33 protein-coding genes are annotated in these 26,603 nt (G+C 59.5%); 25 read left to right on the top strand and 8 right to left on the bottom strand.

What is annotated here, in order from left to right; translation table 11 throughout:
- Positions 1-76: 76 nt before the first annotated feature.
- The 6 genes from RYZ18_RS02705 to RYZ18_RS02680 form a co-directional block, all read right to left on the bottom strand.
- Positions 77-463 (bottom strand): hypothetical protein, encoded by a 387-nt coding sequence (locus RYZ18_RS02705; protein ID WP_136340753.1) that lies wholly within the window; start codon positions 461-463, stop codon positions 77-79.
- Positions 460-1,779 carry a recombinase family protein gene (locus RYZ18_RS02700; protein WP_317655797.1) on the bottom strand — a complete coding sequence of 440 codons (1,320 nt, stop codon included), beginning with the start codon at positions 1,777-1,779 and terminating at the stop codon, positions 460-462. Before RYZ18_RS02700 ends, RYZ18_RS02705 begins: the two co-directional genes overlap by 4 nt.
- A gap of 5 nt (positions 1,780-1,784) precedes the next feature.
- Positions 1,785-2,258 (bottom strand): DUF2924 domain-containing protein, encoded by a 474-nt coding sequence (locus RYZ18_RS02695; RefSeq protein ID WP_317655796.1) that lies wholly within the window; start codon positions 2,256-2,258, stop codon positions 1,785-1,787.
- 368 nt (positions 2,259-2,626) lie between these two features.
- Positions 2,627-4,795: an ATP-dependent RecD-like DNA helicase gene (locus tag RYZ18_RS02690; RefSeq protein WP_317654837.1), complete on the bottom strand. Its 2,169-nt coding sequence runs from the start codon at positions 4,793-4,795 to the stop codon at positions 2,627-2,629.
- Positions 4,796-4,833: 38 nt separating this feature from the next.
- Positions 4,834-5,079 carry a hypothetical protein gene (locus RYZ18_RS02685; protein WP_317654836.1) on the bottom strand — a complete coding sequence of 82 codons (246 nt, stop codon included), beginning with the start codon at positions 5,077-5,079 and terminating at the stop codon, positions 4,834-4,836.
- 2 nt (positions 5,080-5,081) lie between these two features.
- Complete coding sequence (locus RYZ18_RS02680; protein WP_317654835.1) at positions 5,082-5,759, bottom strand: LexA family transcriptional regulator; 678 nt, start codon at positions 5,757-5,759, stop codon at positions 5,082-5,084.
- Positions 5,760-5,867: 108 nt separating this feature from the next.
- On the opposite strand from RYZ18_RS02680, the gene RYZ18_RS02675 reads away from it, so the two are divergent.
- The 20 genes from RYZ18_RS02675 to RYZ18_RS02580 all read left to right on the top strand — a co-directional run bounded on the left by RYZ18_RS02675 (position 5,868) and on the right by RYZ18_RS02580 (position 20,602).
- Entirely contained in the window at positions 5,868-6,548 is a 681-nt protein-coding gene (locus RYZ18_RS02675) for a hypothetical protein (protein WP_317654834.1), read from the top strand.
- Positions 6,549-6,746: 198 nt separating this feature from the next.
- Complete coding sequence (locus RYZ18_RS02670) at positions 6,747-6,956, top strand: helix-turn-helix transcriptional regulator (RefSeq protein WP_317654833.1); 210 nt, start codon at positions 6,747-6,749, stop codon at positions 6,954-6,956.
- Entirely contained in the window at positions 6,956-7,264 is a 309-nt protein-coding gene (locus RYZ18_RS02665; protein ID WP_317654832.1) for a hypothetical protein, read from the top strand. The genes RYZ18_RS02670 and RYZ18_RS02665 overlap by 1 nt, the downstream gene beginning before the upstream one ends.
- Positions 7,265-7,288: 24 nt before the next feature.
- Positions 7,289-7,774 carry a hypothetical protein gene (locus tag RYZ18_RS02660; protein ID WP_317654831.1) on the top strand — a complete coding sequence of 162 codons (486 nt, stop codon included), beginning with the start codon at positions 7,289-7,291 and terminating at the stop codon, positions 7,772-7,774.
- Positions 7,775-7,879: 105 nt separating this feature from the next.
- Positions 7,880-8,743, top strand: a complete 864-nt coding sequence (locus tag RYZ18_RS02655; protein ID WP_317654829.1) for an ATP-binding protein — start codon at positions 7,880-7,882, stop codon at positions 8,741-8,743.
- 19 nt (positions 8,744-8,762) lie between these two features.
- Positions 8,763-9,482: a hypothetical protein gene (locus RYZ18_RS02650; protein WP_317654828.1), complete on the top strand. Its 720-nt coding sequence runs from the start codon at positions 8,763-8,765 to the stop codon at positions 9,480-9,482.
- A 4-nt stretch (positions 9,483-9,486) separates the two neighbouring features.
- Positions 9,487-9,714 carry a hypothetical protein gene (locus RYZ18_RS02645; protein WP_317654827.1) on the top strand — a complete coding sequence of 76 codons (228 nt, stop codon included), beginning with the start codon at positions 9,487-9,489 and terminating at the stop codon, positions 9,712-9,714.
- 143 nt (positions 9,715-9,857) lie between these two features.
- Positions 9,858-10,085 (top strand): DUF6511 domain-containing protein, encoded by a 228-nt coding sequence (locus RYZ18_RS02640; RefSeq protein ID WP_142492988.1) that lies wholly within the window; start codon positions 9,858-9,860, stop codon positions 10,083-10,085.
- Between the two features lie 10 nt (positions 10,086-10,095).
- Positions 10,096-10,893: a hypothetical protein gene (locus RYZ18_RS02635; RefSeq protein WP_317654826.1), complete on the top strand. Its 798-nt coding sequence runs from the start codon at positions 10,096-10,098 to the stop codon at positions 10,891-10,893.
- On the top strand, positions 10,890-11,636 hold the full coding sequence (locus tag RYZ18_RS02630) for a hypothetical protein (RefSeq protein WP_317654825.1): 747 nt from the start codon (positions 10,890-10,892) through the stop codon (positions 11,634-11,636). The genes RYZ18_RS02635 and RYZ18_RS02630 overlap by 4 nt, the downstream gene beginning before the upstream one ends.
- Positions 11,633-12,952, top strand: a complete 1,320-nt coding sequence (locus RYZ18_RS02625; protein ID WP_317654823.1) for an ATP-dependent RecD-like DNA helicase — start codon at positions 11,633-11,635, stop codon at positions 12,950-12,952. Before RYZ18_RS02630 ends, RYZ18_RS02625 begins: the two co-directional genes overlap by 4 nt.
- Before the next feature lie 9 nt (positions 12,953-12,961).
- A complete protein-coding gene (locus RYZ18_RS02620) occupies positions 12,962-15,535 on the top strand; it encodes a VapE domain-containing protein (protein ID WP_317654822.1) in 2,574 nt (857 codons plus the stop codon).
- A gap of 647 nt (positions 15,536-16,182) precedes the next feature.
- Complete coding sequence (locus RYZ18_RS02615; RefSeq protein ID WP_317654821.1) at positions 16,183-16,704, top strand: hypothetical protein; 522 nt, start codon at positions 16,183-16,185, stop codon at positions 16,702-16,704.
- Positions 16,701-16,904 carry a hypothetical protein gene (locus RYZ18_RS02610; protein ID WP_317654820.1) on the top strand — a complete coding sequence of 68 codons (204 nt, stop codon included), beginning with the start codon at positions 16,701-16,703 and terminating at the stop codon, positions 16,902-16,904. Before RYZ18_RS02615 ends, RYZ18_RS02610 begins: the two co-directional genes overlap by 4 nt.
- Complete coding sequence (locus tag RYZ18_RS02605) at positions 16,894-17,319, top strand: DUF6362 family protein (protein ID WP_317654819.1); 426 nt, start codon at positions 16,894-16,896, stop codon at positions 17,317-17,319. Before RYZ18_RS02610 ends, RYZ18_RS02605 begins: the two co-directional genes overlap by 11 nt.
- A 93-nt stretch (positions 17,320-17,412) precedes the next feature.
- The gene (locus tag RYZ18_RS02600; protein WP_136340623.1) at positions 17,413-17,637 is read left to right on the top strand and encodes an AbrB/MazE/SpoVT family DNA-binding domain-containing protein; all 225 of its coding nucleotides are present in this window, start codon (positions 17,413-17,415) and stop codon (positions 17,635-17,637) included.
- Entirely contained in the window at positions 17,634-18,026 is a 393-nt protein-coding gene (locus tag RYZ18_RS02595; protein ID WP_317654818.1) for a type II toxin-antitoxin system death-on-curing family toxin, read from the top strand. Before RYZ18_RS02600 ends, RYZ18_RS02595 begins: the two co-directional genes overlap by 4 nt.
- Before the next feature lie 429 nt (positions 18,027-18,455).
- Positions 18,456-19,688: a DNA modification methylase gene (locus RYZ18_RS02590; RefSeq protein ID WP_317654817.1), complete on the top strand. Its 1,233-nt coding sequence runs from the start codon at positions 18,456-18,458 to the stop codon at positions 19,686-19,688.
- Positions 19,685-19,906, top strand: coding sequence for a hypothetical protein (locus tag RYZ18_RS02585; RefSeq protein ID WP_317654816.1), 222 nt, complete (start codon positions 19,685-19,687; stop codon positions 19,904-19,906). The genes RYZ18_RS02590 and RYZ18_RS02585 overlap by 4 nt, the downstream gene beginning before the upstream one ends.
- A 72-nt stretch (positions 19,907-19,978) precedes the next feature.
- A complete protein-coding gene (locus tag RYZ18_RS02580; RefSeq protein WP_317654815.1) occupies positions 19,979-20,602 on the top strand; it encodes a class I SAM-dependent methyltransferase in 624 nt (207 codons plus the stop codon).
- Between the two features lie 61 nt (positions 20,603-20,663).
- Here the strand turns inward: RYZ18_RS02580 and RYZ18_RS02575 are convergent, their stop codons facing one another.
- Together RYZ18_RS02575 and RYZ18_RS02570 are read right to left on the bottom strand one after the other, a co-directional pair.
- A complete protein-coding gene (locus tag RYZ18_RS02575) occupies positions 20,664-20,882 on the bottom strand; it encodes a hypothetical protein (protein ID WP_317654814.1) in 219 nt (72 codons plus the stop codon).
- A gap of 5 nt (positions 20,883-20,887) precedes the next feature.
- A complete protein-coding gene (locus tag RYZ18_RS02570) occupies positions 20,888-21,100 on the bottom strand; it encodes a hypothetical protein (protein WP_317654813.1) in 213 nt (70 codons plus the stop codon).
- A gap of 115 nt (positions 21,101-21,215) precedes the next feature.
- Here RYZ18_RS02570 and RYZ18_RS02565 point away from each other — a divergent pair, with 115 nt between their 5' ends.
- The 5 genes from RYZ18_RS02565 to RYZ18_RS02545 are packed head-to-tail and all read left to right on the top strand — an operon-like array spanning position 21,216 to position 26,603.
- Positions 21,216-21,812 (top strand): terminase small subunit, Nu1, encoded by a 597-nt coding sequence (locus RYZ18_RS02565; protein WP_317654812.1) that lies wholly within the window; start codon positions 21,216-21,218, stop codon positions 21,810-21,812.
- Complete coding sequence (locus RYZ18_RS02560; RefSeq protein ID WP_317654809.1) at positions 21,745-22,236, top strand: phage terminase large subunit family protein; 492 nt, start codon at positions 21,745-21,747, stop codon at positions 22,234-22,236. Before RYZ18_RS02565 ends, RYZ18_RS02560 begins: the two co-directional genes overlap by 68 nt.
- Positions 22,193-24,865, top strand: a complete 2,673-nt coding sequence (locus tag RYZ18_RS02555) for a phage terminase large subunit family protein (protein ID WP_317654808.1) — start codon at positions 22,193-22,195, stop codon at positions 24,863-24,865. The genes RYZ18_RS02560 and RYZ18_RS02555 overlap by 44 nt, the downstream gene beginning before the upstream one ends.
- An 8-nt stretch (positions 24,866-24,873) precedes the next feature.
- Positions 24,874-25,089, top strand: coding sequence for a phage head-tail joining protein (locus RYZ18_RS02550; RefSeq protein ID WP_317654807.1), 216 nt, complete (start codon positions 24,874-24,876; stop codon positions 25,087-25,089).
- Positions 25,090-25,094: 5 nt separating this feature from the next.
- Positions 25,095-26,603, top strand: a complete 1,509-nt coding sequence (locus RYZ18_RS02545; RefSeq protein ID WP_317654806.1) for a phage portal protein — start codon at positions 25,095-25,097, stop codon at positions 26,601-26,603.

The following is a 26,603-nucleotide window of genomic DNA, read 5'->3' as shown; positions in this document are numbered from 1 at the left end:
AAGAAAGCACTGTCCGATCACTTTACATCATAAATCTACATAAGGTCAGGAAACCAGTGCTTCACGGCCCCAAAATTCATGCCCTAAAAACCCGCTCAGCCTGCTTGTGCCATGTCTCTCCCGCCAGAAAGCATAGATCATACAGGCTGACCGCCGAGGCCTCTCGCTCGCATGTCAGTCGCTTCAACACCTCCGGCGCGAGATAGGCCAAGCGCAGCTGGCGACTGACATGCCGCTCGGCCAACCCGACCGCCTCGGCCAGTTCCTGGATCGTGGCGAACTCACCGGCCTCCATGCGCCGCCGCCATCCCCATGCGCGACCGATGGCGCGCAGGATATGAGGATCTTGGGTCTGGTCCTCGCTGGGGCGGTAGTCGGCGGGCGGTAGGATCTTCGGCCGCCCATTCTTCTTGCGAACTGTCATGGGAATGAGAACGCGGATCGTGTCGTTGGGTTTGGTCATTCCGCTACCTCCATCCGGCGCGGCACCATCATCTCGCGGATGACGCCCGCAATGCCTTCACGGCGAATGTCGACCTCGAGCCCAGCAGTGGTGACCGTGACCCGCCGCACAAGAAGCTGGATGATGCGGGCCTGTTCAGCCGGGAAGAGTTGCGACCAGAGGGCCGTGAACTCGTGTAGGACTGCGATGGCGTCTGTTTCAGATGTCCCGCCGTCATCGCGTTTCAGGGCGGCCAAGACCTGCGTGACGACCTCTGGCGTTTGTAGGATGCGCCGAACTTCGGTCACGACCGCGCCCTCGACCATTCCGGCGGCGAGCCGCATCGGCGCGGTCTCCTCGCCGGTCTCGCGGTTCCGGATCACGTCCATTGACACATAGTAGCGGTAGAGCTTCGCCCCCTTCTTCGTGCTGGTGGGCGTCATGGCGGCGCCGTTTTCGCTGAAGATCAGCCCCTTCAATAGTGCAGGAGTTTGCGCACGGCTGTTGTTGGCTCGCTTGCGGGGGCTTTCCTGCAAGATGGCATGGACCTGATCCCAAAGGTCCGCGTCGATGATGGCGTCATGCTCGCCCGGATAGGCCTTACCCTTGTGCAGAGCTTCGCCGCGATACACGCGGTTGTTCAGCAGCCGGTAAAGATAGCCCTTATCGATCAGCGTGCCCTGCTTGTTACGGAAGCCCTCGTGACGCAGCTCCCGCGCCAGCACAGTGGCGGAACCCAACTCGATGAACCGCTGGAAAATCCGTCGCACAGAGGCGGCCTCGACCTCGTTCACCACAAGCTTGCGATCCTGCACATCATAGCCAAGGGGCACATAGCCGCCCATCCAGATCCCGCGCTTGCGAGAGGCGGCGACCTTGTCTCGGATACGTTCGCCGATGACCTCGCGCTCGAACTGGGCAAACGACAGCAGGATGTTCAGTGTCAGCCGTCCCATCGAGGTGGTCGTGTTGAAGGACTGCGTCACCGAGACGAAGGTCACGCCGTTGCGGTCAAAGACCTCGACCAGCTTCGAAAAATCCATCAGCGAGCGCGACAGACGGTCGATCTTGTAAACGACCACCACGTCGACCAGCCCGTCGTCAATGTCGGCCAGCAGCTGCTTCAAGCCGGGGCGTTCCAAGGTGCCGCCGGAGATCCCACCATCGTCATATTGATCGCGCACTAAGGCCCAGCCCTGGGAGCGCTGGCTGGCAATATAGGCCTCGCAGGCCTCGCGCTGCGCATGAAGCGAGTTGAACTCTTGTTCGAGACCTTCCTCGCTGGATTTGCGGGTGTAGATGGCACAGCGTAGGCGGCGGTTGGGTTTTGAGGTCATGTCCTTCATGCCTCACCTCGCTTCCGCTCGCGCAGTCCGAAAAAACGATACCCATTCCAGCGCGTGCCGGTGATGGCGCGGGCGACGGCGGAGAGCGATTTGAACTTGCGCCCCTGCCAGTCGAAGCCGTCCTTCAGCACGGTGACGGTGTGCTCTATGCCATCCCATTCGCGCAGCAACTTCGTGCCCGCCACCGGATTGCGGGGGTCGGCGATCTGATGCTTGCGCCGGGCATGCCCTTCGACCTCGTCGGCCAGCAAGTCCAGCATGCGACGGGTCTCACGGTCTGGGCCGCCGTAGGTCAGTTCCTGAAGCCGATAGGCGATCCGCAGTTCTAGAAACGCCCGGCTGTTGTTTGGCGCTGAGGTGCTGAGGAGCTTTTCCCATTCGCCTTTCAACTCTTTGACAGACATGGCCTTCAATCCAGCCAAGCGCGATAGCACCGTCTGGTCGATACCTGGATCATGTCCTGGTTGCATTGGGGTTATCTTATTGTGATGCTTCATGAACTCCTCCTGACGGCAAACGTTTTGTACGACGACCACCGCTCTTTCGTGGCGAGAAGTCCACGAAACTGTCTCCGTTCTCGGCAGATAAACCGCTGGACTTCGTGGCGTTCAGCCGAACCACGCCCGCGGCCAAGATGCGCCCGATCTCAGTGAGGCGCGCGTTTGCTGACATACGTTCAGGGCATAAGGGATTGGGCCCCGAAATCGGGGTGACAGCGATGTTTTTCATGGGAGCGTCTTTCTGGTTGCCACTCAGATTGAAGCGCCTTGCAGAATGAAATTCAAACAAAAACAATGACCTGCCGTGTTGCCGCGTAGGTCTGCGTGTTTAATGGTGTTTATGTCGGAAGTGGGGTTTGATGAGATTGTGACGCTTCATTTGGGCGGAGCCATTCGTCGAGTTTAGACCAGCGCCGTCGCCCTGACACATTCTTGACTGCGATCGCCACTGCCTTTTTCTGGCCGACCAAAACTACGAGTTTTTTGCCGCGCGTAACGCCGGTGTAGATCAGGTTTCGCTGCAACATCGCATAATGCTGGGTCATCACTGGGATGACCACAGCGGGATATTCGGAACCCTGGCTCTTGTGGATGGTCGCGGCATAGGCGGGGACCAGCGTGTCTAGTTCGCCGAAGACAAACGTGACGGTGCGACCGTCAAAATCAACTGCGACTTCGCCCTCATCAAGATCGACATCCTCAATCATGCCAATGTCGCCGTTATAAACGTCTTTGTCGTAATCGTTCTCGATCTGCATGACTTTGTCGCCGGGGGCAAAGGTCCAGCCGAAGCGCTCAACCTTTTTTTCTCCGGCAGGATTCAGCGCGGCCTGCAGTTCTACATTGAGGGAACGCGCGCCCACGCCACCGCGGTTCATCGGGCAGAGAACTTGGACATCCTTGATTGGATCGAACCCGAATTTGCGTGGAATGCGTCGGGAGACGAGTTCCACAATGCGCGGCACGGCTTGTTCCGGATCGTCGGCCGGCACAAAATAGAAATCTGTATCGCCATCAGGGGGAGCCAGATCAGGCAGCCGGCCGGCGTTGATCGCGTGTGCAGTTGTGATGATTTTGCTCTGTGCAGCTTGCCGGAACACTTCGGTCAAGCGGACCACTGGTACAGCACCGGATTCGATAATGTCGGCTAGGACCTGACCGGGGCCAACCGACGGCAGTTGATCAATATCGCCGACGACGAGAAGAGCCGCATGGCTCGGCACAGCCTTCATCAAGGATTGCATCAATGACACGTCGACCATCGAGCTTTCGTCTACGACGAGCAAGTCGCACTCGAGTGGGTTTTCGTCATTGCGCTTGAAGCCAAAGCTCTTCGGGTCAAACTCTAGAAGCCGATGGATTGTTTTGGCTTCCATGCCGGTGGCTTCGCCCATTCGCTTTGCTGCGCGGCCAGTGGGGGCGCAGAGAAGCAAGTTGACGGATTTCGCTGCGAGAATGCGGAGGATTGAGTTCACAATCGTGGTTTTGCCGACCCCGGGACCGCCGGTGATCACCATGGTCTTGGAGCGAAGCGCAATCCGAATGGCCTCAGCTTGGCTGGATGCGAGTGTGAGGCCTGTCTTCTGCTCGATCCAGGGCAGGGCCTTATCGGCATCGATGTCTGGCCAGGGTAGGGCGCCTGCACGGATGCGTTTTAGCTGTTCGGCAATGCTGCGTTCTGCGAGATAGAGGCCTGTCAAGAAAATGCAGTCCGTGTCCTCAACGCAATCGGCTGTCACGGTTTCCTCGGCCAGTTCCTCGGCAAGCGCGCCCTCGATCAAAGGCGCCGGGACCTCAAGTAGTTTGCTTGCGAGGCCGATCAATTCTGCCCGGGGCAAGCCGCAATGGCCATCGCCCATGGCCTCCGTCAACGCGAAGGAAATTCCTGCCCGAACGCGAATCATTGCCGTCTTCTCGATTCCGAGTTTCTCTGCGATCAAATCCGCTGTTCGAAACCCTATCCCCCGAATATCTTTGGCCAGACGATAAGGGTTTTCGCTCATCACCTGGACTGCATCTGTGCCGTAGGTCTTGAAGATGCGGACCGCGCGGGCTGTCCCCACGCCATGTTCGTGAAGGAACACCATGATTTCGCGGATCACCTTTTGGTCTGCCCATCCGGCGGTGATTTTGTCGGCGCGTTTTGGGCCGATACCCTCCACTTCACGAAGACGTTCTGGCTCAGCTTCAATGATGTCGAAGACGTCCTTCCCGAACATTTTTACCAGGCGCTTGGCATAGACTGGTCCAATGCCGCGGATCATACCGGAGCCGAGGTATTTCTCAATGCCGTCCAGAGTGGAGGGGGCATGCGTTTTCAGGAAGTGCGCCTTGAACTGAAGGCCGTGGTTGCGATCATTGATCCAGGTGCCGGAGGCGGTGACCCACTCACCGGCAGAAATCATTGCTGCATGCCCCACAGTCGTGACGAGGTCACGATGGCCACGCGCCTTGACGCGCAGAACGCAGAACCCGCTCTCCGTGCTGTGGAAGGTTACGCGTTCCACTAGGCCGGCTAGGACCTCAGTCGTGTCCGCCCCATCGTTCACTCAACAGCCTTGATTTTCGATATCCGTTTGCGCGCCGTATTGGCCATCGCTTCATCGAATTCTGAGCGAGGAAGATTGACTAGCGCAAAACGCGTCTTCTGCCAGGGGCGGTCTTCATCCAGTGCCTCGATCACGAGTTCCACGTTTTGTTCATTGATAAAGCTTTCGACGGTGAGATCGGCATCCTCGAAATCGACTTCGTGTCGTCGGCCATTGTTTCCGCGAGTGATGACGTGGGTCATGCTCACACCTCCCGAGCGAACCAGCGAATCCGTCCGATGATATTAATCTCATCTGCCGTACGCTCATACTCAGGATAGTGCTTGTTGTCTGAGATGACGCGGACTGCAGGTGGATCGCTGTTTGGGACATGCTGCAGGCGTTTTGCGACCAAACCCATGCCGTCATCGAGAACAAAGATGCCGGGAGGATTGGGAGAGCGCCTTGTCATGTCGACCAGAACTGTGTCGCCATCGAATAATGTTGGCTCCATGCTGTCGCCTTCGACGGTCATTATGCGCAACTGGGATGGCGAGGCTTTCAGCCCCTGTTTGATCCAGGACCTCCGGAAGTGGTAGGCGCGGCCTGGGGTTTCGTGCTCATCTAAGACCACAGTGCCTCCGCCCATAGAGGGTCGGACGCCAGCATGTGCGATGGCGACGAAGCTGTCGTCAGGGTTTTCGATGAAAGGGGAGGCTCCTTCCACGTTCCCAATCCCGTGAATGAGCCACTCGAGCTCTACCTTTAGCACCCTGGAGACTTCCGCGAGACGGTCCAGCCCTGGGCGTGTCGAGCGCCCGCGCAGTATGTCATAGACAAACGACCGGTTCACACCGGCCATTTCAGCAACATGCGCGGGGCTGAGCCCGAGCTGGTTTGCGCGAGCCTGCAGGCGCTCTGCAAGTGTGTGGTGTTCGGTCATGTTATCCCCATGAGGGTGTGGATTAGTTCGGATAAGATTGGATTGATCCGGCTTCGTCAAGAGGGTAGAACAAAATTAGAACATTTGGCGAGGGGAATCGGAGGAAAGATGGAAATTGAAAAAGCATATTTTGCACTCTCCGAGATCCTTGAGCGCTGGTCGATTGCAGAAGATGACCTGATCTATCTTGCGGAAAACGACGAGGTGCGCCTCTCAATACGTGTGTTTGAGTTGCCGCTGGAGTTTGGTGATTTCGAAGAGGACGTGGACGGGCGACCATTCCGCATCCCGACAGATCGCGTGTCGTTCAGCGGTGTTGTGGACCTGCATGCGCGTGATGTCTTTCAGCTGTTTCGGTGTGGAGAAGCGTACATAGGAGAGTTCCGGTCTGTTCAGTCCGACTATGCGTCACTCTGGGGCTCTGTCGATGCCGTTTATGTTGTGATCGGCGATCTTTTGATGCGGCGTGATGAGCGTGATCGCTATGAAATCATGAAGGGTTTCTCTACAGGCGGCCGCCTAGAGGAGCCGACCTTCATCGTGTCGCGCGACTATTCTGAGGTGCGCTGCAATGGCCACCGTTTTCAGCTCGGTCCCATTCAAGCCGCCGTCGTTCGTTCCCTACATCGTGCGGCGCAAGCGGGGCAGCCTTGGCAGAATGGCAAGAACATTCTGTCTGGAGCGCGCTCGCGGAGCCTGCGCATGTCGGATGTCTTCAAGTCGAAGGATAACTGGCGTGAATTGATTCGCTCTGATCGTCGAGGAAACTACAGGCTCAACATCGAATGAGACGATCTTCGGCCCCTCACGGTGGGGGATCGAAAGGGGATATGCTGGGGGATAGAGGGGGATGATCATCCCCCTCTTTGCATTTTGACCGTTGTATTTAAGGGATCCATCATCCCCTTTCGCATCCCCCATCGATCCTGACGACATCCCACGGATCAATTTTGCATCTTAGCTCCAAGAACTGAACTGGAGGCCATGATGCACGATAAGATTTGCTTCACGCAAAAGGAGCTCGCCCGACGTTGGACGTTGTCTCATCGCACACTTGAGAGGTGGCGGTGGGAGGGCAAGGGACCTGCCTTCATGAAAATCGGGGGGCGCGTCGTCTATCGGCTGGAAGACATCCTCAATCATGAGAAAGAGCAACTGAAGCTGAATGACTGCATCCGCACCTCGAGGGTGCTGTGATGTCTGGTACTGTCTCTGAAATCACGCTGATGTCGTGGGTTGATGCCGCCGAGCCTGGCGCCTGTCTGGTCTATCACCGTGGGTTTCTAGTGGTTGATACAACCCCCAATGTTTCGACGCTTGGCAAGCCGGCTCTCGAGGCACTGCGGGCAACTGCAAATGCTGCGTACCGGCTTTTTGCGCTCGGCCGCATCCATCTTGTCCAAGAACGCCTTGGCCCGGATCGGTTCGCCTATCTCGCCATCACTCGCCCGCACAAGGGCGCTGTTCCCTCAGCATCTGTGAAGCAGCTAGCGGCAGCTGCCTGACCCATCCCCCGAAAAGGAGCCCCTATGACTTATCCCGATAACACCCCGACCGTGGATGACATGCTCAACATGCCGCCTGGCGATCTGGCACAGATGCCGGTGGAGTTGCTGGCCGCGCTGCAAGCCGAGCTGGATCATGCGAGCAAACAGCTAAAAGCTGCAACCGCCCGGTTCGGTGCGGCCCTTGAGGTGCGCTACGCCACCCGCGCTGCCGAGGCCCGTCGCGCCTGCGGCAAGGACACCGGCACAGTGCGTCTCGCTGATGGCGATTACACTGTGGTGGCCGATCTGCCCAAACGCGTTGACTGGGACCAGGAGGCGTTGGCGCAGATCGCCCGGAACATCGCTGACAGCGGCGAGGACCCGACCGATTTCATCGACACCAAGCTGACGGTCTCGGAGCGCAAGTACGGGGCGCTGCCTGAAGCCTGGCGCAAGGGCTTCGAGCCTGCGCGAACCGTCGACTCTGGCAAGGCCAGCTTCAAGCTCGAGCCGGCCAAAGCCCCCTGAATGCGGCGGCGGGGACGCCCTGACCGAAAGGCGGGGCAGGCTCCCCTTCGGCGCCCGGTCACCCCCCGCCGCTGTTGATTTTTTACCCAACCAAAGGAGCGCGCCATGGCATTGCGCATCATCACCGCCGACGAACGATTGTCGGCATCTGAAAACAAGACGTCGCTGGCGGTATTCGGCCCGCCGGGTGTGGGCAAAACCACGCTGATCAAGACGCTGCCCGCGGATAAGGCGGTGTGTTTCGATCTCGAGGCTGGCATGAAATCCGTTCAGGACTGGCGCGGGCCCAGCATCCCGATCCGCAGTTTCCCTGATTTCCGGGATCTGGTGATCCTGATCGGAGGTCCGGACCCAGCACAGCATCCGGGCAGTTATTACGGGACTGACTACCACGCCCATGTACAGACGAAATATGCCGAAAGCGGTCTGGAAACCTTTCTCAAAGATCGCTCGATCATTTTCGTCGACAGCATCACCGATTTGACGCGTCAGGCGATGGCCTATGCCAAACAGCAGCCGGAGGCGTTTTCGGACCGTACGGGCAAACCGGATGTGCGCGGAGCTTACGGGCTTCTGGGCCGCGAGGTGATTCAGGCGCTCAAGCACCTGCAGCATGCGCGTGGCAAGACCGTCATCTTCGTGGGCGTCCTGGAAAAAGTCACTGATGAGTACGGGGCGTCGTCTTGGGTGCCGCAAATGGAAGGCACCAAAGCGGGGCGTGAATTGCCCGGCATCGTCGATCAGGTCATCTCCATGCAGCTTTTTGGCAAGGATGTAGACGAGGCCTGGACGCTCGATGTGACATCCACCGACCGCCGTCTCGTGTGCAAATCCGGCAATCCTTGGGGCCTACCCGCGAAGGATCGCTCGGGCCGTCTCGACATGACCGAGCCGCCGGACCTTGCAGCGCTGCTGGCCAAAATTGATGGCCGCGCGGCACTGACCCCTCCCACCGCATCCTCCGTCTAAACAGGAAAGGACAACTCCCATGAGTTTTGATTTGAACGACGCCGGACCGCAAATGGCCCCGATGGGCGAGCTGATCCCCGATGGCACCTTTGCCAAGGTGATAATGAAACTCCGCCCCGGTGGTGCAAATGGCGCCAGTGAAATGGATGCGGGGCTCTTGAAGGCCTCGCCACACAGCGATGCGAAGATGCTCGACTGTGAATTCACTGTGACCGAGGGACCCTATGCTCGGCGCAAGTTCTGGCAGAATTTTACCGTTGCGGGCGGCAAGCTCGACGAAAAGGGTCAATCGAAGGGCTGGAACATCTCGAAAAGCGCCTTCCGGGCGATGATCGACAGTGCCCTGGGTCTCAAACCTGACGATTTGAGCGAGGCCGCGCGCGCCAAGCGTGTGATTGCAGGTCTGAAACAGCTTGATGGCATCACATTTGCCGCGCGGATCATGGTCGAGGCCCCGGATAACCCGAACTACCGCGACAGCAATAAGATCGCGAATGTGGTGCTGCCCAATGAGCCGGCCTACGCCGCGATCATGCGCGGAGAAACCGTTTCGCCCGAGCCGGTCAATGCTCCGCCACGCAAATCACCAGCGGCGGTGCCCGCAGCCTGGAACGCACAAGCCTCTGCCCAGACGGGCTGGTCCAACCCACCTCAGCAGGCCCCAGCCGCACAAGCACAGCCTAGTGCGTCCACATCGGCGGCAACACCTGGGGGTGCTCCGGCCTGGTTAAACAGCTGAGCCCATGACCCCGGATGAATGGCAGGCGCATGTCACGCGCGAAGCGGCAAAGGAGATCGGCAAATGGCTCGAGGCCCGCGGAAGACTGGATCGTCCCATCGCAAGCCTGCGGCTCAAGGATCTCGACGCCATGGCCTCGGTGGCCATCAGCCGGTTCGTCGTTCTGGCCTCCGTCAAGATACGGGAGGAACCGGCGGCGCATCCGGAGCTCAAAAACCTGCTGATGGGGTGAGCGGGGTCTGTGCGCTTTGCGGCCGAGAAACCCGGGGCTTCGGTTTCTGCCTACGCCTCCAGTGGTCGCAGTTCCCCTTCCACAAATTCTGTTCGCGCCGGTGTCAGGACATCGGCGCGGACCTTGCCAAGAGGAGCCACGGCATGATTGATAAAACAGCCCGCGAGGCACAGGCCATCCGCGATGCGCGCAAGGATTTTGCGGAAGCATTGACGGCGCTTGGTCTGATGGCCCCGTTTTTTGACCGCACAGCGGCCGAGATTGACCAGCTGATTGAAGCAGCGGTCACCGGATATATCGAGAGCATGCAGACCCAAGGCGCGCAGCCGGAACGCGACGGCCGCCTGCCTGAAGACCCTATTCCATTTTGAGGTGTTCCCCATGATTGATCTGAACCATGGGTCTGGCGCGCAGTACGCGACCTCGCGCTCCATGCCCGACATCAGCACAGCTCTCAGCGATGCGATCGACATCGGCCTTGGCGCCCGACAGCGCAGCGAGCGTCCGCGTCGCTATGTCAGCTCGTCTGGTCTTGGCCGCGCCTGCCTGCGGCAGATTCAATACGATTATCTGGCCGTACCCAAAGACGAAGGTCAGGACTTTGCGCCCAAAACCCTCCGTATTTTTGAGGCGGGCCATCGCGGCGAGGATATGGTCGCCAGCTGGATGCGCCTTGCGGGGTTTGATCTGCGCACCGAGCGCGACGATGGACGGCAGTTCGGCTTCACGGCTCTGGGCGGACGGTTCAAGGGCCACATTGATGGCTTTATCGTCAGTGGCCCGGTCCAGATGTCCTATCCCGCACTTTGGGAAACCAAGGCGCTCGGGGCCTCGAGTTGGAAGGACACGGTCAAACGCGGGGTTATCGTTTCAAAGCCTGTCTACGCGGCGCAGATCGCGCTCTACCAAGCCTATCTGGAGCTGTCCAACCCGGCGCTCTTCACCGCGCTCAATCGCGACACGATGGAAATCTATGCGGAACTGGTGCCGTTCGATGCAGCACTTGCCCAGCAGATGAGCGATCGCGCTGTCGCAGTGGTGCGGGCGTCGGACGCACAGGAAGTATTGCCGCGCGAGGCGGCTGAGCCGGCCTCAGTGGTCTGCAAAGGGGGCATGGCCGCGGGCCATTGGCATCCACCCTGTGCCTGGGCGCAGCGGTGCTGGAGGGCAAAATCATGATCCCCTATGGCTATGAGTTCAAACGGTTGGCACCGCAACTGCGCCTAAAATCAACCTATGGCTTCTTCTTGGACGGAGTTGAGGCAGCGCCAGTTTATTATTTCTCTGATCAGGCTGCATTTGACAGTGATGAGCTTGAGGCTCTCGGTCGGCTGATTATGGCTGAGGATTTGAAGCTGCCACACCCTGAGGTCATCTTCGAGGTAAAGGATCGCCACCCCGACCGTGAGTCCTTGCTGGTGTATGTGCGTCAGTTTGAGGACCGTGTGGAAGCCGCGCTGTTTTCTCGCTGGAAAAAACGCCTGGGCTGGACCGATTGTCTCGCACACGCCGTTTTTGCCAAGCCTGGTTGGGCTGATGTCTCGGTACACCCTGGGATCAAGCAGGATCAGGCCAAAATGTATATGGAAGCCGTTTCAGGTATGGTGTGGCGGTCGTTAAGCATCTTGGCCTTCGCGAGCGATGACAAGCCGCGCAAGGTAATGTCAGCGCTGCGCCGCCCGTACGCCAAGGCAGGCGTGCGTGGGTGGAGCTGGCACCAAATTACCATCGATCTCGCGCGCGCCCGGGCCAAAGCCCAGGACCTTGGCGGCACCCATGCCAGCCCGCGATGGCATATCCGCCGTGGCCATTGGCGCCAACTTGCAGACGGCCGCCGTGTCTTTGTCCGCCAATGTCAGGTTGGCGATCCTGCGCAGGGAGGCGTGGTCAAGGATTACATCGTAAAGGGAACAGCCGCATGACCAGTTTCACGCCTTCTAACAGTCAGGCGGCCGCGATCCGCGCGATCAAGACCTGGTTTGAAACTCGAACCCATGAGCAGCAGGTATTCAGGCTTTTTGGCTACGCGGGAAGCGGAAAATCCACAGTGCTGAAGTTCGCACTCGATGAATTGGGCCTTTCGCCACACCGGAGCGCCCGCGACGGCACCTGCGTGCCGGGCGTTGTTACCGCCACTTTCACCGGCAAAGCCGCGCTGGTCTTGAGCCGAAAGGGCACGCCTGCGCGCACCATTCACAGTCTGATTTATTCTGTGTCGGAGGCCACAGAAGAGGAAATCGCAGCGGCAGCGCAGAAAGTGCGCGAGGCAGAAATCAGCGTCAGATCCTTGTCCGGGTTCGATCGGACTGCGGCGGAAGCTGGAATTGAGGCCATGCGGCAGGCGTTGTCTGCGATGAAAAAGCCCCGCTTTGCGCTGAACGCACAAAGCGATGCCGCTGACGCCAGGCTGATCGTGCTTGATGAGGTGTCCATGGTGGGCGAGGACATGGCGCGGGATTTGATGAGCTTCAAGAAACCCATCCTTGTGCTGGGTGATCCCGGTCAGCTTCCCCCTATCAAGGGAGACGGGGCGTTCACCAATGTCGCTCCTGATGTGATGTTGACTGAGATCCACCGACAGGCCTCCGAGAGCGCCATCATCCGTCTGGCCAACATGGCGCGCGAGGGCCAGCCAATTGGCTTTGGCAGCTATGACGACCATGTCGCCAAAATGCACAAGGCCGATATTACGCCCGATCAGGCGCTAAGGGGCGGGCAGCTGATTTGCGGCATGAACGCGACACGGCTGCAGTTGAACAATGCCATGCGCGGGGCGGCCGGTCTGGCCGGTGGCGTCCTGCCTTCAGGAGCTGCCGAGAAGATCATCTGCCTGAAGAACCAGAATGACCTCGGGTTGATCAATGGCATGTTCCTGACGCTCGAGGACATCGTGGACGAGGGCAGCCTCTACTTCTCGGCTGTGGTGACTGACGAGGACGGCCGTGAGGTGGGAACGCCTCACCCCAATGGCAAACCTGGCCGTCTGCGCATCTACAAGGGACATTTTGAGGACCATATCGATTTTGATCGCACGCGCCATGATCGGGATTGGAAGGAGAAAAAACATCTGATCGAGGCGACCTTTGGCTGGGCGATCACCGCGCACAAGGCTCAAGGCTCGCAGTGGGAGAATGTGATCGTCTGGGACGATGGGCTTGGTCGTAGCGAGCTTGACCGCCGCAGATGGCTCTACACGGCCATCACCCGCGCGGAGCGCGGTCTCGTGCTCCTTGCGTGAGGTATGCCCATGATCGACCTCAACGATGTCTTCGTCCCGGCTGCCCGACATAACCTGACAGCCATCAAGGCGCGGCTTGCAGCCACAGCCCGCGATTGGCTGCCCCCGCTCTTCCCGGAGGCACAGCTGACCCATGACAAACGCGCGATGCGGTGCGCCGACCTCTCTGGGCGCCGTTCTCGCGGTGAGGGCTCCTGTATCATCCATCTCGATGGGCCCTATGCAGGCTGGGGCTTTGACTTTGCGACCGGCGAACGCGCAGGGCCGATCGACATGATCTACCACGCCACGGGCATGAGCGAGGGGCGCCTCTTTGATGAGGCCGCCCGTCTGGCCCGCCTGGAGCGTGACCTGCCAGTGCGACCGGCTGCGCCAGCGCGCCCTGATCACAGCCTTGAAATTCGCCGCATTCTGGACGGGTGCGTGCCCTTGGCAGGAAGCCTTACTGAGACGTATCTGCAGTCGCGGGGGCTTAGAGATCCGGGCTCGCCGGATCTTCTGTTTCACCCTGACCTCACGGATTACGACAGTCGCCGTGGCTGGCCCGGCATGGTCGCGATCCCGCGCCTGGCAAATGGTGATCCAGTCGGCGGCATCCATCGCACCTTCCTGCTGGACGATGGCAGCGGCAAGGCCCCTGCGGGCAAGAAGATGTTGGGCACGATCGCAGAAGCGGCGGTGCGGCTCTTTCCGCTGCCTGAAGATGGTCATCTGGGTGTGGCCGAGGGGATCGAGACGGCGCTCGCGGCTTCCGCGATCTTTGGAAAACCTGTGTGGGCGGCCTTGTCGGCCGATGGCATGGCAAGGTTCAAATGGCCTCAAGACACACGCCGCGTCACGATTTTTGCCGATGCGGGTGAGGTGGGGCGTCAGGCGGCCGCAACATTGTCAGACCGCTTGAACATGGCGGACATCCCGAATGAGGTGATTGCTCCTATCGATGGCGATGATTTCAACGACGATCTTCTGCGTGGGGCCGTTAAGACGGATTACGGCAGTCAAATAACGACCGCCGAGGGCAAGCTCTTGCGCGATGACAGCGGCGTGACGATGCCTGCCACAGATCCGGAGCCTGCCGCCGACGCGCTGGCCGCCGCAACCAAGGGGCTCGCCAATCCGCCCGATCTTGCCGAGTTGGGTGCCCTCATGGGACGCATCGTCAAGGCGCGGCTTGAGCCCATGGAAGAACGACATGTGCTGTCGCTCATCAAGGCGCGCACCGGGATTGCGATGTCGATCCTCGACAAGCAACTCAGCGTTCTGCGCCGCCGTTTGAACAGCACCGGCGATCTGATGAAGCCCGCTGCCCGCCCGGCTTGGGCGAACCGGCTGCGCCTTGATCTTTCGGGAACGCCCGAGCGCAACGAGGCCAATGTCATCATAGCGCTGAGCTCTGACCCGGCCTTTGCAGGCACTATCGCCTTTGATGACTTCCGCCAGGAGGTGGTCGTGTTGCAGCCCGTGCCTTGGGATGAGCAGAACACGGACTATCCGCGGCCGTGGGAGGATAGCGACGACATCCGGCTGGCCGAATGGCTTCAGCATCGGGAAGTGAATGTTGCGCCTCTCGTTGTTGGCCGCTCGGTCGGCGCAGTCGCCCGCGACCACCGCATTCACCCGGTGCGCGCCTATCTCGACCACCTACAATGGGATGGCACGCATCGTCTCGAGACCTGGGCCAGCCGCTACCTGGGCGCTGAGCCGACGGATTTGACCCATGCCATGGGAAGTCTGTGGCTGATATCGGCCATCGCACGCGTCTATCGGCCGGGCGTGAAGGCTGACCACATGCTGATCCTCGAGGGCGAGCAGGGCGCGCGCAAATCGACCGCGCTCAAAATACTGGCAGGCGAAGACTGGTTCACCGACGAGTTGCCAGACCTCGGGTCCAAGGATGCAGCCATCCACATGCAAGGTGTCTGGATCGTCGAAATCGCGGAATTGGACGCCATCGGCCGCGCCGAGGTCTCACGGATCAAGGCGTTCCTGACCCGCACCACGGACCGGTTCCGGCCGCCCTATGGCCGACACACGGTCGAGATCAAACGCCAATGCGTCTTTGCCGGCACGGTGAACCCGGACACTTATCTGCGCGATGAAACCGGTAACCGCCGCTTTTGGCCAATCCGCTGCGGCGATATCGACATCGATGCTCTCGCGCAGGACCGGGACCAGCTCTGGGCCGAGGCCGTGGCTCGGTTCAAGTATGGCGCCATCTGGTGGCTTGAGGACAAGGCACTCCTCAAGGCCGCTAAAAAGGAGCAGGACAAACGGTACCAATCTGACGCCTGGGACGGGGTGATTGACCGTTGGTTGAGCTATGAAAAGCGCCCCATAAATCGCGGCTACGCTGGTGTCGATGACTGGAAGGAGGAGGAATTCGAACGGTTGGAACCGCTTCAGGACGTTTCGGTTGGAGAAATCCTTCAAGGCGCTCTCTCTATCGAGCCCGCGAAGTGGACCAAGTTGGACCAGATGCGCATTGGGGCTTGGCTGAAATCCAGAAACTGGGAGAGGTATCAATGCAGGACGGGAGAAGGACGCGAATGGAGGTACCGCAAGTGGGGCCCAAAGCCGGAATGAATATACCTCGCGCCGCGTGTTTGCTCGGCACTTCGCCTGATGATCTCCTCTTATTCCTGTTCCGGGCCGGATATCTTTACCGCTATACCGGCGTAGGTCAGCCGCGGGCCTATGTGCGGTGGGTGCGTGATGGTTTGTTCGTAAACAGGCCGTACGAGGTTCTAATGACGCAAGCGGGACTTGATCGGATCCGCCTGGCGCGTGAACTCCGCCAGGAACACTGATCAGGTTATCATCCCGTTTACTCGCGAGGGCACCCAGACGGGTGCCTTTTTTACTTTTGGTTGTCACCACCTTGCGTTTGTCACCACCTTGCAGAAAGGGTGGTGACGGAAAAAAATCAGCAAAATCAATCGTGTCACCACTGTCACCACTTTGGCGACCATCTTCTTTCCTTATACATATACAAGTGTGTTAGTCACCCAGTTCACCCTCTCTCATACAGACAAAGGAATTTAGTGGTGACAGCTGGTGACAGTGGTGACAGCGTTGTTTTTAAATAGTTATTTCTGTCACCACCTTTCCTCGAAGTGGTGACAGGTGGTGACAGGTGATCACCTGGTGAATTTTCTTGTCCGTCACGCTGCGACGGGATAAATTGATCAAGACCAAAGCCGAAGGCCCACTCGAATGCGTGAGCCTTCAGAATGAACACAAAAGAACTGATCCCGACAGAGACGCTGCCTGAGACCTTTGGCGGCGCTAAAACCATTTTAGCCCTCGACCTCGGCACCACCACCGGCTGGGCGATCTGCGGCTTCGATGGCCTCATCACCAGCGGCACCGTCAGCTTCAAGCCAGGCCGCTACGATGGCGGCGGCATGCGCTACCTGCGCTTCACCAACTGGCTGACCGAGATTGATCGCCTGTCGGGTCCGATCGAGGCCATCTACTTCGAAGAGGTTCGCCGACACGCAGGCACTGACGCAGCCCACGTTTATGGCGGCCTGCTGGCTGTTCTCACCAGCTGGGCTGAGCTCCGTGTTGTGCCATACCAGGGCGTGCCAGTTGGAACGATCAAGCGCCACGCCACTGGCCACGGTAATGCGAACAAACAGGCCATGATCGATGCTGCCAGGGCGCGTGGATTCACCCCGACCGACGACAACGAGGCGGATGCCATCGCAATCTTGCTCTGGGCCCTTGAGACCCAAGGCGGTGTGGCATGAGGCTCTACCCCAAGGGCTATGGCGGCCAGCGCCGCCATCCCGAGCAGGTCAAGCGGGAGGGTTGGCATGAACAGCATGTACTGGCCGTGTCGCTGGACGACCCGCGCCTGACCTGGCCAGAACGCGAACTGGTTCGCCAGCTGGGCGAGAAGCTTTATGGCAAGCTGCCCGTCCTAAGGGAGGTGCGTCATGAGCGATGAATGGACACGCGCCATGGTGGCCACCCGGCTAGAGCTTGCCGCCGAGGTCATGAATTCTTTGCCGCCTGTGCGCCCACAAGGCTACGTCAGCGCATGGCCTGAATACGTCTCCACGTTTGCTGATCAGGTGGGACAAGAAGCCCGGATGAAAAAGCCGCTGCCATCTCCAGGGATGATCACTGAGGCAGATGAGGCTATGCTTTGGCTGCGGTGGGTCGACAAGGATATCGGCCAGATTCTATGGGCTCGCGCAAACCGTAAGGCTTGGAAGGGCATCTGCTGGCAACATGGCATCAGCCGGGCCACTGCAAACCGGCGGTTCGATTATGGGCTGGCTGTGATCGTATGGAAACTCAACGGCAAAACCGTGCCTCGCAAGCGCTCGATGGAGTTCGTGATCGGGCAGACGGTTTGATGCTTGGGCGCCGTGCTGGGCTGGCGCGGCGCCGAAGCTTGCGTCGATCGTTCAAATCTCGTATATACTAATGTATTCACAAGGGGGTCCGCCATGTTCGAAACTCGCATCCGCAAAGTCGGCAACTCGGCCGTCGTTACGCTATCAGCTGAGATGCTTGCGGCCCTTGATGCCCGCGAAGGGGACACGGTCTACTTGGTGCGTGGCGACGATGGTAGCCTGAAGATCACGCCGCAGAATCCTGAGTTGGCTGCAGCTCTTGCTGCAGCGCAAATCGTCATGGACGAAAACCGTGACATGCTGCAGGCGCTTGCGTGAGCGAGCCGGTATGGGTGCCGTTGCAGGCGGTTCTGATCATCCACGATCGCCAAATCGCACGCCACGGCGGTGCGTCAGGCATGCGCGACATCCAGCTTCTGGAGGCCGCGATGGAGCGTCCGCGCAACAAGGCGGCCTATGGCGAGCCTAGCCTTTATGAGATTGCCGCGGCTTATGCGTTTGGGATTGCGAAGGCGCATGCCTTTGTTGACGGCAACAAGCGGACCGCCTTTGTGACCTCCGCCACGTTTCTGCGTCTGAATGGCTTCGGCTTGCGCCCGGATCCTCTCGACGGTGTCAGGGCGATGGAAGACTTGGCCTCGGGCGTGATTTCCGAAGAAACCTTCGCAACTTGGCTTTCGAAGTTGGTGATCCCTGTCGCTGGTTGACACATGGCATAGGTGTCAACCCCTTTCGTTCCAGCGGGACATTTTTCGGTGAGACACCGGAAAGCAAGACAGATGCCGAGCGAAGAGCTATAAAACGGATAAGATGACCGTCGTGTGGCTGAGACAGCCGGGCCGGTTTGAACGGACTTGTGGGGGTGCAAATGATGACCGGTTGCCAGAAAAAACTGTCTCTGGTCGATTTTGTGAGACACGTAACCCATTGAAATTGAACGGGTCCCTCCTGTTTGTAACCGTATTCGGGGGGGCGAGGCCCGAGGGTTTCCCAGTGACACCTCTGAAAATACCCGTTTCGTTTCGCTTTGACGCGAACCCCAAGAAAACAAAGGCCTGACGGCCTGACAAACCACGCCTGAACCGAAACGGGGGTCTGACCCCATTTCGCTTTCGAGCATCTCCAAGGACATTCCCATGGACGTCGTCGACCTGCCGCTCGAGCAGATCATTCCCTATGCGCGCAACCCGCGGAACAACGCTGAGGCGGTGGCGACAGTTGCAGCCTCGATCCAAGAATTCGGCTGGCGGCAGCCCATCGTCGTGGACGAGGCGATGGTTGTGCTGGCCGGGCACACCCGTCTTGAAGCGGCCCGCAAGCTCGGTTTCGAGACCGTGCCGGTGCATGTCGCCAAAGGGCTGACGGCCTCACAGGCCCGCGCCTTCCGGATCATGGATAACCGCTCGAGCGAGAATGCCGAGTGGGACAAGGACCTACTGAACCTCGAACTTGCTGACCTGCTGGAGGCTGATTTCGACCTTGGCCTGACGGGTTTCACCGACGACGAGTTGAACGCGCTGATGTCGAGCCTCGAGGAAGGCACCGGCCCGCAGGAGGGTGAGGACGATGTTCCGGAAACCCCTGAGGACCCGATCAGCCGTCCTGGCGATCTCTGGATGCTCGGTAACCACCGGCTGCTCTGCGGCGACAGCACGGTCGCCACGGATGTCGAGAAAGTACTGAACGGCGTAAAGCCGCTATTGCTTATAAGCGATCCTCCATACGGTGTGGAATATGATCCCAGTTGGCGCAATCAGGCGGGGGCCGCCAAGACCAAGCGTACCGGCAAGGTGCTGAATGATGATCGCGCCGATTGGCGCGAAGCTTGGGCGCTGTTTCCCGGCGATGTCGCCTACGTCTGGCATGGCGCTTTGCATGCAGCCACAGTCGCCGAAAGCCTCGAAGTCGCAGGCTTCACCATCCGGTCCCAGATCATCTGGGCCAAAGATCGGCTGGTCCTGAGCCGGGGTGATTATCACTGGCAGCACGAACCCGCGTGGTACGCTGTGCGCAAGTCCGGCAAGGGCCATTGGGCGGGAGACCGCAAGCAGACCACGCTCTGGCAGATCGCCAACAAAGACCAGGACGAGAAGACCGTTCACGGCACGCAGAAGCCGGTGGAATGCATGCGGCGTCCGATCCTGAACAATTCCAGCCCAGGTCAGGCGGTCTATGAGCCCTTCATGGGATCGGGCACGACGCTGATCGCAGCGGAAACGACTGGACGGGTCTGTTACGGCATCGAGTTGAATCCGGCTTACGTTGATGTGGCGGTTGCGCGCTGGCAGAAATTCACAGGCAAGCAGGCCATTCTTGACGGAGGCGAGCAGACGTTCGATGCGCTGAAATCTGAGCGCGAGGCTGCATGAAACAGTCGCGCCTCATGTCTTTGGTCGAGGCTATCACCAACGTGGTCGTCGGCTATGGTGTCGCGGTTATGACGCAGATTCTGATCTTTCCGGTCTTTGGGCTGCAAACATCGTTGGGACAAAATCTTGCTATGGGCGGGATATTCACGATCGTCAGCCTGATACGCTCGTTCCTCTTGCGCCGGCTCTTTGAGGCATTCCGCCCCTCCGTCGACTAACGTAATTGGTCCAAAGCTTATCTTTTCCTTTATGAGTTCGGAAATTACACTTTCTCCATAGCGGAGGTCCAAATGACAGCGGATAAGCAGCACTGGGATAGCGTTTACGAGGCAAGGGCGGAGGACGAACTGACGTGGTTTGAGATGACGCCTGCGACATCACTGGAATTTGTCAAAAGGCATCTTCGGATTGGTGACTCGCTTATTGATATCGGTGCAGGGGCTTCTCGTCTCGTGGACACATTGCTGGCCCAAGGTTACGGTCCGCTAACTGTCCTAGACCTTTCCGACGCAGCCTTGGCAGTCAGCAAAAATCGACTGGGTACGAGAGCCAGTGAGGTCAGTTGGATTGTTTCCGACATTACAGCATGGCAACCAAATCAAACATTCTCAGTTTGGCATGATCGAGCGGTCTTCCACTTTTTGACGGGCACCGAAGATCGAGCTAGCTATGCGCGCGCCTTGTCTGAGGCACTTGGCCCAGGCGGTATTGCGATCATCGCCACGTTTGCGGACGACGGGCCTGAAAAATGCTCTGGACTCCCCGTTGCTCGATACTCTCCCGAAGCGCTAGCGCTTGAATTAAACCGGTTGCTGCCAGGCCAATTCGAAATGATTGATGCCAAACGCCACGTGCATGTGACGCCTAAAGGAAATGAACAGCGTTTCCAGTATAGTATCTTCCAGAAAAAGTGACCCTTAGAAATACCCTGGAGTGTCACGACGGGACTGAGTTCAAAGAACGGCAGCGTTGCGCTTAGATCAAGCCGAGGCCTTTCAGGCAGCTGGCTGTGTCCATCAGCTGATGGGTCGGAACCTCGACTGTGATGGTGAAGCTGTCGGCAAAGGTTCTGCCGTAAACGCCCCCATCGTCCATCAGGGCCATTTCGATCTCCTCAAGGACGACGGTGATCCGACTGCGGTCGAAATGCTCGGGCAGGTTTCGGATGGGGAAGCGAATGCTGGTGGTTTCCATGGGGTTCACTCCGCGTGCTCGCCTTCCTTGAAGGCGCTGTCGGTGATGCGCTTCAGGAGTTCGGCGTAGTAGTCGAGGTTGCCGACATGGCCCCAATGGACCGCGTCGAGGTGGGTGTCGAAGTGCTCTGCGCTCAGCGCCTGCAGCCGCGCGAGCATCGTGTCGATCGCAGCCTTCTTAGCGATAAACGCGTCTTTGGCTGTTGGTTGGTGGCTCATCTCGAGGCGTCCTGAGTTGTGTTTTCTGCAGTCGTGAGCTTCGCTCTGGCGGCCAGGCTTATCCAGTGAATTCGACGCAAACCCATACGGTTAATCGCACTCTCGAGGTTTGCGAATGTCATCAGCCACCCAGCCCATTGGCGTGATCGCGCGCCTGCTCGACCTCTCAGAGCGGCGGGTCCAACAACTGAGCAGAGAGGGTGTAATCCCGAAAGCCGAGCGTGGTCAGTACGACCTGATCGGATCGGTCCGCGGCTACGTCCGCTACCTGCGTGATCAGGCGCTGAAGGCACAGGCGGGCGCGCCAGACTATGCTGCCGAACGCGCGCGCTTCATCCGGGCGCGGGCCGACCTCGCCGAAATGGAGGCAGAGGAAAAGCGCCGCTCACTGATTGCCGCCGAACAAATCGAGGCCGCCTGGATCGCCGTGCTCGCGCTCTTGCGCACCCGTCTGCTGGCGCTCCCTGACCGGCTGGCACCACAGGCCTTTGAACAATCAACCGTCGGAGACACTCGGAACCTGATCCGAACTGCGATCCGTGAGGTGCTCGATGATCTCGCGCAGCCAGACATTGAACTTGAAGCCGACATTGACCTTGAGAGGGTCAGCGATCCTGAAGCGGACGGTGGCGAAGGCGCTGGCGGTGCTGAAGCCGCCGCCGGATCTGACGATCAGCGATTGGGCGGATCAGAACCGCCGGCTGAGCTCTGAGGCCAGTGCCGAGCCGGGCCAATGGCGCACGAGCCGTGCGGAATACCAACGCGGGATTATGGAGGCGGTCTCAGACGCCGCCACCGAAACCGTTGTGATCATGTCCAGTTCACAGGTGGGTAAGGCGCTGGCGCTTGATACGCCGCTAGCGACGCCTACAGGCTGGACTACGATGGGCGATGTGCAGGTCGGCGACATTCTTTTTGACGAAACCGGCGCGCCGTGCCGCGTCACGGGCGCCACAGATGTGATGCTCAATCGGAGTTGCTTCCGCGTGCGGTTTTCGGACGGCAGTACGATCATCGCCGACGCCGATCACCTTTGGGCTGTCGACAGCGACATACCCGTGCGCGCGCAGGACGCGATGAAGGACCTGTTCCATGACGATCCACCGCGCGATCCTAACGACGAAGGAGATTGCTGAGACGGCGCATTATTATGGCGCTAAGAAACGGAACCGATATGCCATTCCCGTTGCAGGTGCGCTGCAGCTGCCCGAACAGGCCTTACCTATCCCACCCTACGCCCTTGGCGTCTGGCTGGGGGACGGCCACAGCTACGGATCACAGATCACCTGCCATCAGGATGATCTGGAAATCGCCGACCATCTTCGCGCTTGCGGTCTGGAAGTTGAGGTCAAGTCGAAGGACAAACGGGTCCCGCATATCCTGACGCTGAAGCCAATACTGCCTTGGCCCGACAATATGTGTCGTCGGGGGCATGACATGGATGTGCTGGGCCGCCATGGGAATGGGCAATGCGCCGAATGTGGACGGCAGTTCGCAATGCAGTGGAAGCACGGCCTTCCCGTTGATCCTGTTCTGGAAGCCGGAAAGCCATTCAGTAAGCGCTTGCGGGAGATGGGGCTGGCTAAGGATCGGAAGACGCCAGAGACTGGCAAACACATACCGTCGGTCTACCTGCGCGCGTCGATAAATCAGCGCCTAGCCCTTCTGCAGGGACTAATGGACACAGACGGCTATATCGCGGAATGCGGTCGCTGCGAGTTCATCACGGTTCATCCACGTTTGGCCGAGGGCTTCGGCGAGCTTCTAGCCTCCTTGGGTATCAAGTTCACGGCCGTGGATAAGCAGCCGACGGTGGTGATCGATGGCGAACGGCGGCTTGGAAACCCTGCGACGCGGTTTTCCTTCATGATTTATGACGACACACCAGTGTTTCGATTGGCGAGGAAGCGCGCGCGTCAGGTCTCGCGGGCGGGGCGGCGGACGACAGAAACTGAGCGGCGCCGCATTGTCGCCGTTGAAGCGGTTGAGAGTGTGCCTGTGCGCTGCATTCAGGTGGACAGCCCGAACCGTTTGTATCTGGCCGGAAGGACCATGATACCGACGCATAACACGGAGGTGGTCAACAATTGCGTCGGCTACCACATCGATCAAGATCCTGCACCGATCATGGTGGTAATGCCGACCGAGCGGGATGCAGAGACCTGGTCGAAGGACCGCTTCTCGCCGATGGCGCGGGATACGCCGTGTTTGCAGGATAAGATCGCTAATCCGAAGTCGCGAGACGGCAACAACAAGATCCTGCACAAGCGGTTCCCGGGCGGGCATCTGACCATCGTGGGCGCCAACGCACCTTCGGGGCTTGCGAGCCGACCTATCCGACTGCTGCTCTGTGACGAGGTCGACCGCTATCCATTCAGCGCAGGGGCCGAGGGGGATCCGGTCAACCTCGCAAAGAAGCGGACGGTGACCTTCTGGAACCGCAAGATCGTGCTGGTCTCGACGCCGACGAACAAGGGCGCGAGCCGGATCGAGGCGGCATTTGAGGAAAGTGACCAGCGCAGGTTCTGGGTGCTGTGTCCGGAATGTGGCCATGAACAAATCCTGACCTGGGGACAGGTGAAATGGGACAAAGATGAGAGCGGTGGCCATCGCCCCGAAACCGCGCGCTACCACTGCGCCCACTGCGATGCTCCCTGGAACGATGAGAGCCGCTGGACCGCAATCTCTAAGGGACGCTGGATCGCGGACGCGCCATTCAATGGAACGGCTGGCTTCCATCTGAACGAGATCTATTCGCCCTGGGTGCGACTTGAGGCCATGGCCAAGGGGTTTCTATCGGCGCGCGCCGGTGGGGATGAGACGATGAAAACGTTTATCAACACCTCGCTCGGCGAGACCTGGATGGAAAGCGGCGAGGCCCCGGACTGGCAGCGCCTCCAGGGTCTGAAGGAAGATTGGCGCGCGGGCACGGTTCCGCCCGGCGGGCTGTTCCTGACCGCTGGCGCCGACGTGCAGAAAGACCGGATCGAGGTCGATGTCTGGGCCTGGGGGCGGGGCCTGCAAAGCTGGCTCATCGATCACATCGTCATAGACGGTGGCCCGGGCGATCCGGCGTGCTGGCAGAAACTCTCCGACCTTCTTGGCCGGACCTGGGTCCACGCTAGCGGCACGCCTATGACCATTGCCCGGTTGGCGATCGACACGGGCTATGAAACGGCCGCGGTCTACGCCTGGGCGCGGCAGGTGGGCTTTGGTCAGGTGGCTCCGATCAAGGGCCTAGAGGGCTTCAATCGGGCGAGCCCCGTCACAGGGCCAACCTTTGTGGACGCCACAATAGGTGGCAAACGTCTGCGCCGTGGAGCGCGGCTTTGGACCATTGCGACTTCGACGTTCAAAGCCGAGACCTACCGTTTCCTGCGGCTTGACCCGCCGGAAGTCACCAGCGCGGGAGATGGCGAGGGCTATTCTCCTCCCGGCTTTCTCCATCTTCCGGGCTGGGTTGATGCCGAATGGCTGAAGCAACTGACTGCAGAGCAGCTGGTCACGGTCAAGAACAAGCGCGGGTTTGCTAGGCTCGAATGGCAAAAGCTGAGGGAACGTAATGAGGCATTGGACTGCCGGGTGTACGCCCGTGCGGCCGCGTGGATCCTTGGCGCCGACCGCTGGTCAGACGCCAGGTGGGAGGAATTGGCCGTACAGTTTGCGGTGGCTGGTAGTAAGCGTAAGGCTCCTACTGGGGGCGGCCCTCAATCTGCTCGCAAGGCACAGGTGCGCCGCGTTGCGCGATCAACATATATGGGATGAGTTTGGGCATGGCGGATATTGCGACACTGAGACTCCGCCGCGACGTTCTGACGTCGCAACGCACTTCGGGCGTGGCCCGTGTCAGCTATGATGGAAAGACGGTGGACTATCGCTCGGTCGCTGAGATCGACCGCGCCATTGAAGCGCTCGACCGCGAGATTGCAGCGGCGGAGGGGCGACGCATGGTGCGGCACATCCGCGTGATGGCGACGAAGGGCCTCTAAGCTGAATGGCATTTTTTGATAAATTCCGCCGCCAGAAGCCTGGTGGCCCTGAAGCCATGCGTGCGCGTCTAGAGGGGGCTATGGCCAAGCGCCGGCTTCGGGGTTGGAACCCACCCTTGGAAAACATCAACGCGCTGGTGGCCTCTGGGGGCCCGCGACTGTTGGCACGCTCGCGCGAGTTGGTGGTGACAAACGGCTATGCCGCGAATGCGTGCGAGGCTTTTGCCGCAAACCTTGTGGGTGACGGCATTAAACCGTCCTCGCTGATCCGTGATGCGAACTTACGAGACCAGGTACAAAAGCTGTGGCTTGCCTGGACGGATGAAGCAGATTCCGATGGGCTGACAGATTTTTATGGCCTTCAAGCCATTGTGGCACGCGAGATGTTTGTCGCCGGGGAATGTTTTGTGCGGCTGCGCTCAAGGCGGGCGGAAGATGGGCTGATGGTGCCTTTGCAGCTACAGCTTTTGCAATCTGAGATGCTGCCCTTTGACAAAACTGAGACGGCGCCAAACGGCAACCGTATTCGGTGTGGGATAGAATTTGATCTGATTGGCCGGCGTGTGGCCTACCACTTCCGCCGACACCATCCAGGGGACAGTACTGAGGCGGGGCAGGGCAGCACGTCTACGACGCGTGTGCCAGCTGAGGATGTGCTCCATATCTATCGACCGATCGATGCGGGGCAAATCCGAGGGCTGCCGCATATCGCCCCGGCGATGGTGCGGCTGTTTTTGCTCGATCAGTATGATGATGCAGAGCTTGATCGCAAAAAGACGGCTGCAATGTTTGCGGGCTTTATCACCAAAACCGCCCCTGATGATCCGATGATGGGCGAGGGGGAGGTCGATCTTGATGGTGCGGCCGTGGCCAGCCTTGAGCCTGGTACCATGCAGGTGCTGCTGCCTGGCGAGGATGTGAAATTCTCAAGCCCCGCTGATGTTGGTGGTGGATATGAAGCCTTCCAATATCGCACGCTGCTCGCGGTCTCTGCCTCGCTGGGGTTGCCGTATCACCTTGTGACCGGCGATGTCCGACAGGCCAACTATTCCAGCCTGCGGGCAGAACTTGTGGAGTTCCGGCGGCGGATTGGCCAGTTGCAGCATGGGGTTGTGGCGCATCAACTTTGCCGGCCTGTTTGGATGCGCTGGCTGGAGACAGCGGCCCTTTCTGGGGCCCTTGAGGCGGCCCCGAGTTTGGCGCGTCCTGTGCAATGGATCCCACCACGGTGGGATTGGGTGGATCCTCTGAAAGACATTCAAGCGCAGGTGCTGGCGATGGAAGCTGGCATCACATCACGGCGGAAGGTGGTCGAGGCCACAGGGTACGATGTGGAAGAGGTCGATCAGGAAAACGCCTCGGACGCACAACGGGCGGCTGATCTGGGCCTGATGTATCGCGCAAGCCCAGGTGAGACGCAGGGGGCAAGAGCAACGCCCATCCAAGAGCCCAACCCAAATTCTAGTGACGGACCGCCCGATAGGGATGCGGGCACCGACCTACAACAGGAGTAA

It is taken from the genome of Roseovarius sp. 10 (assembly GCF_033100315.1).
Lineage (GTDB): Bacteria > Pseudomonadota > Alphaproteobacteria > Rhodobacterales > Rhodobacteraceae > M30B80.
This window is presented reverse-complemented; position numbering and strand designations above follow the sequence as displayed.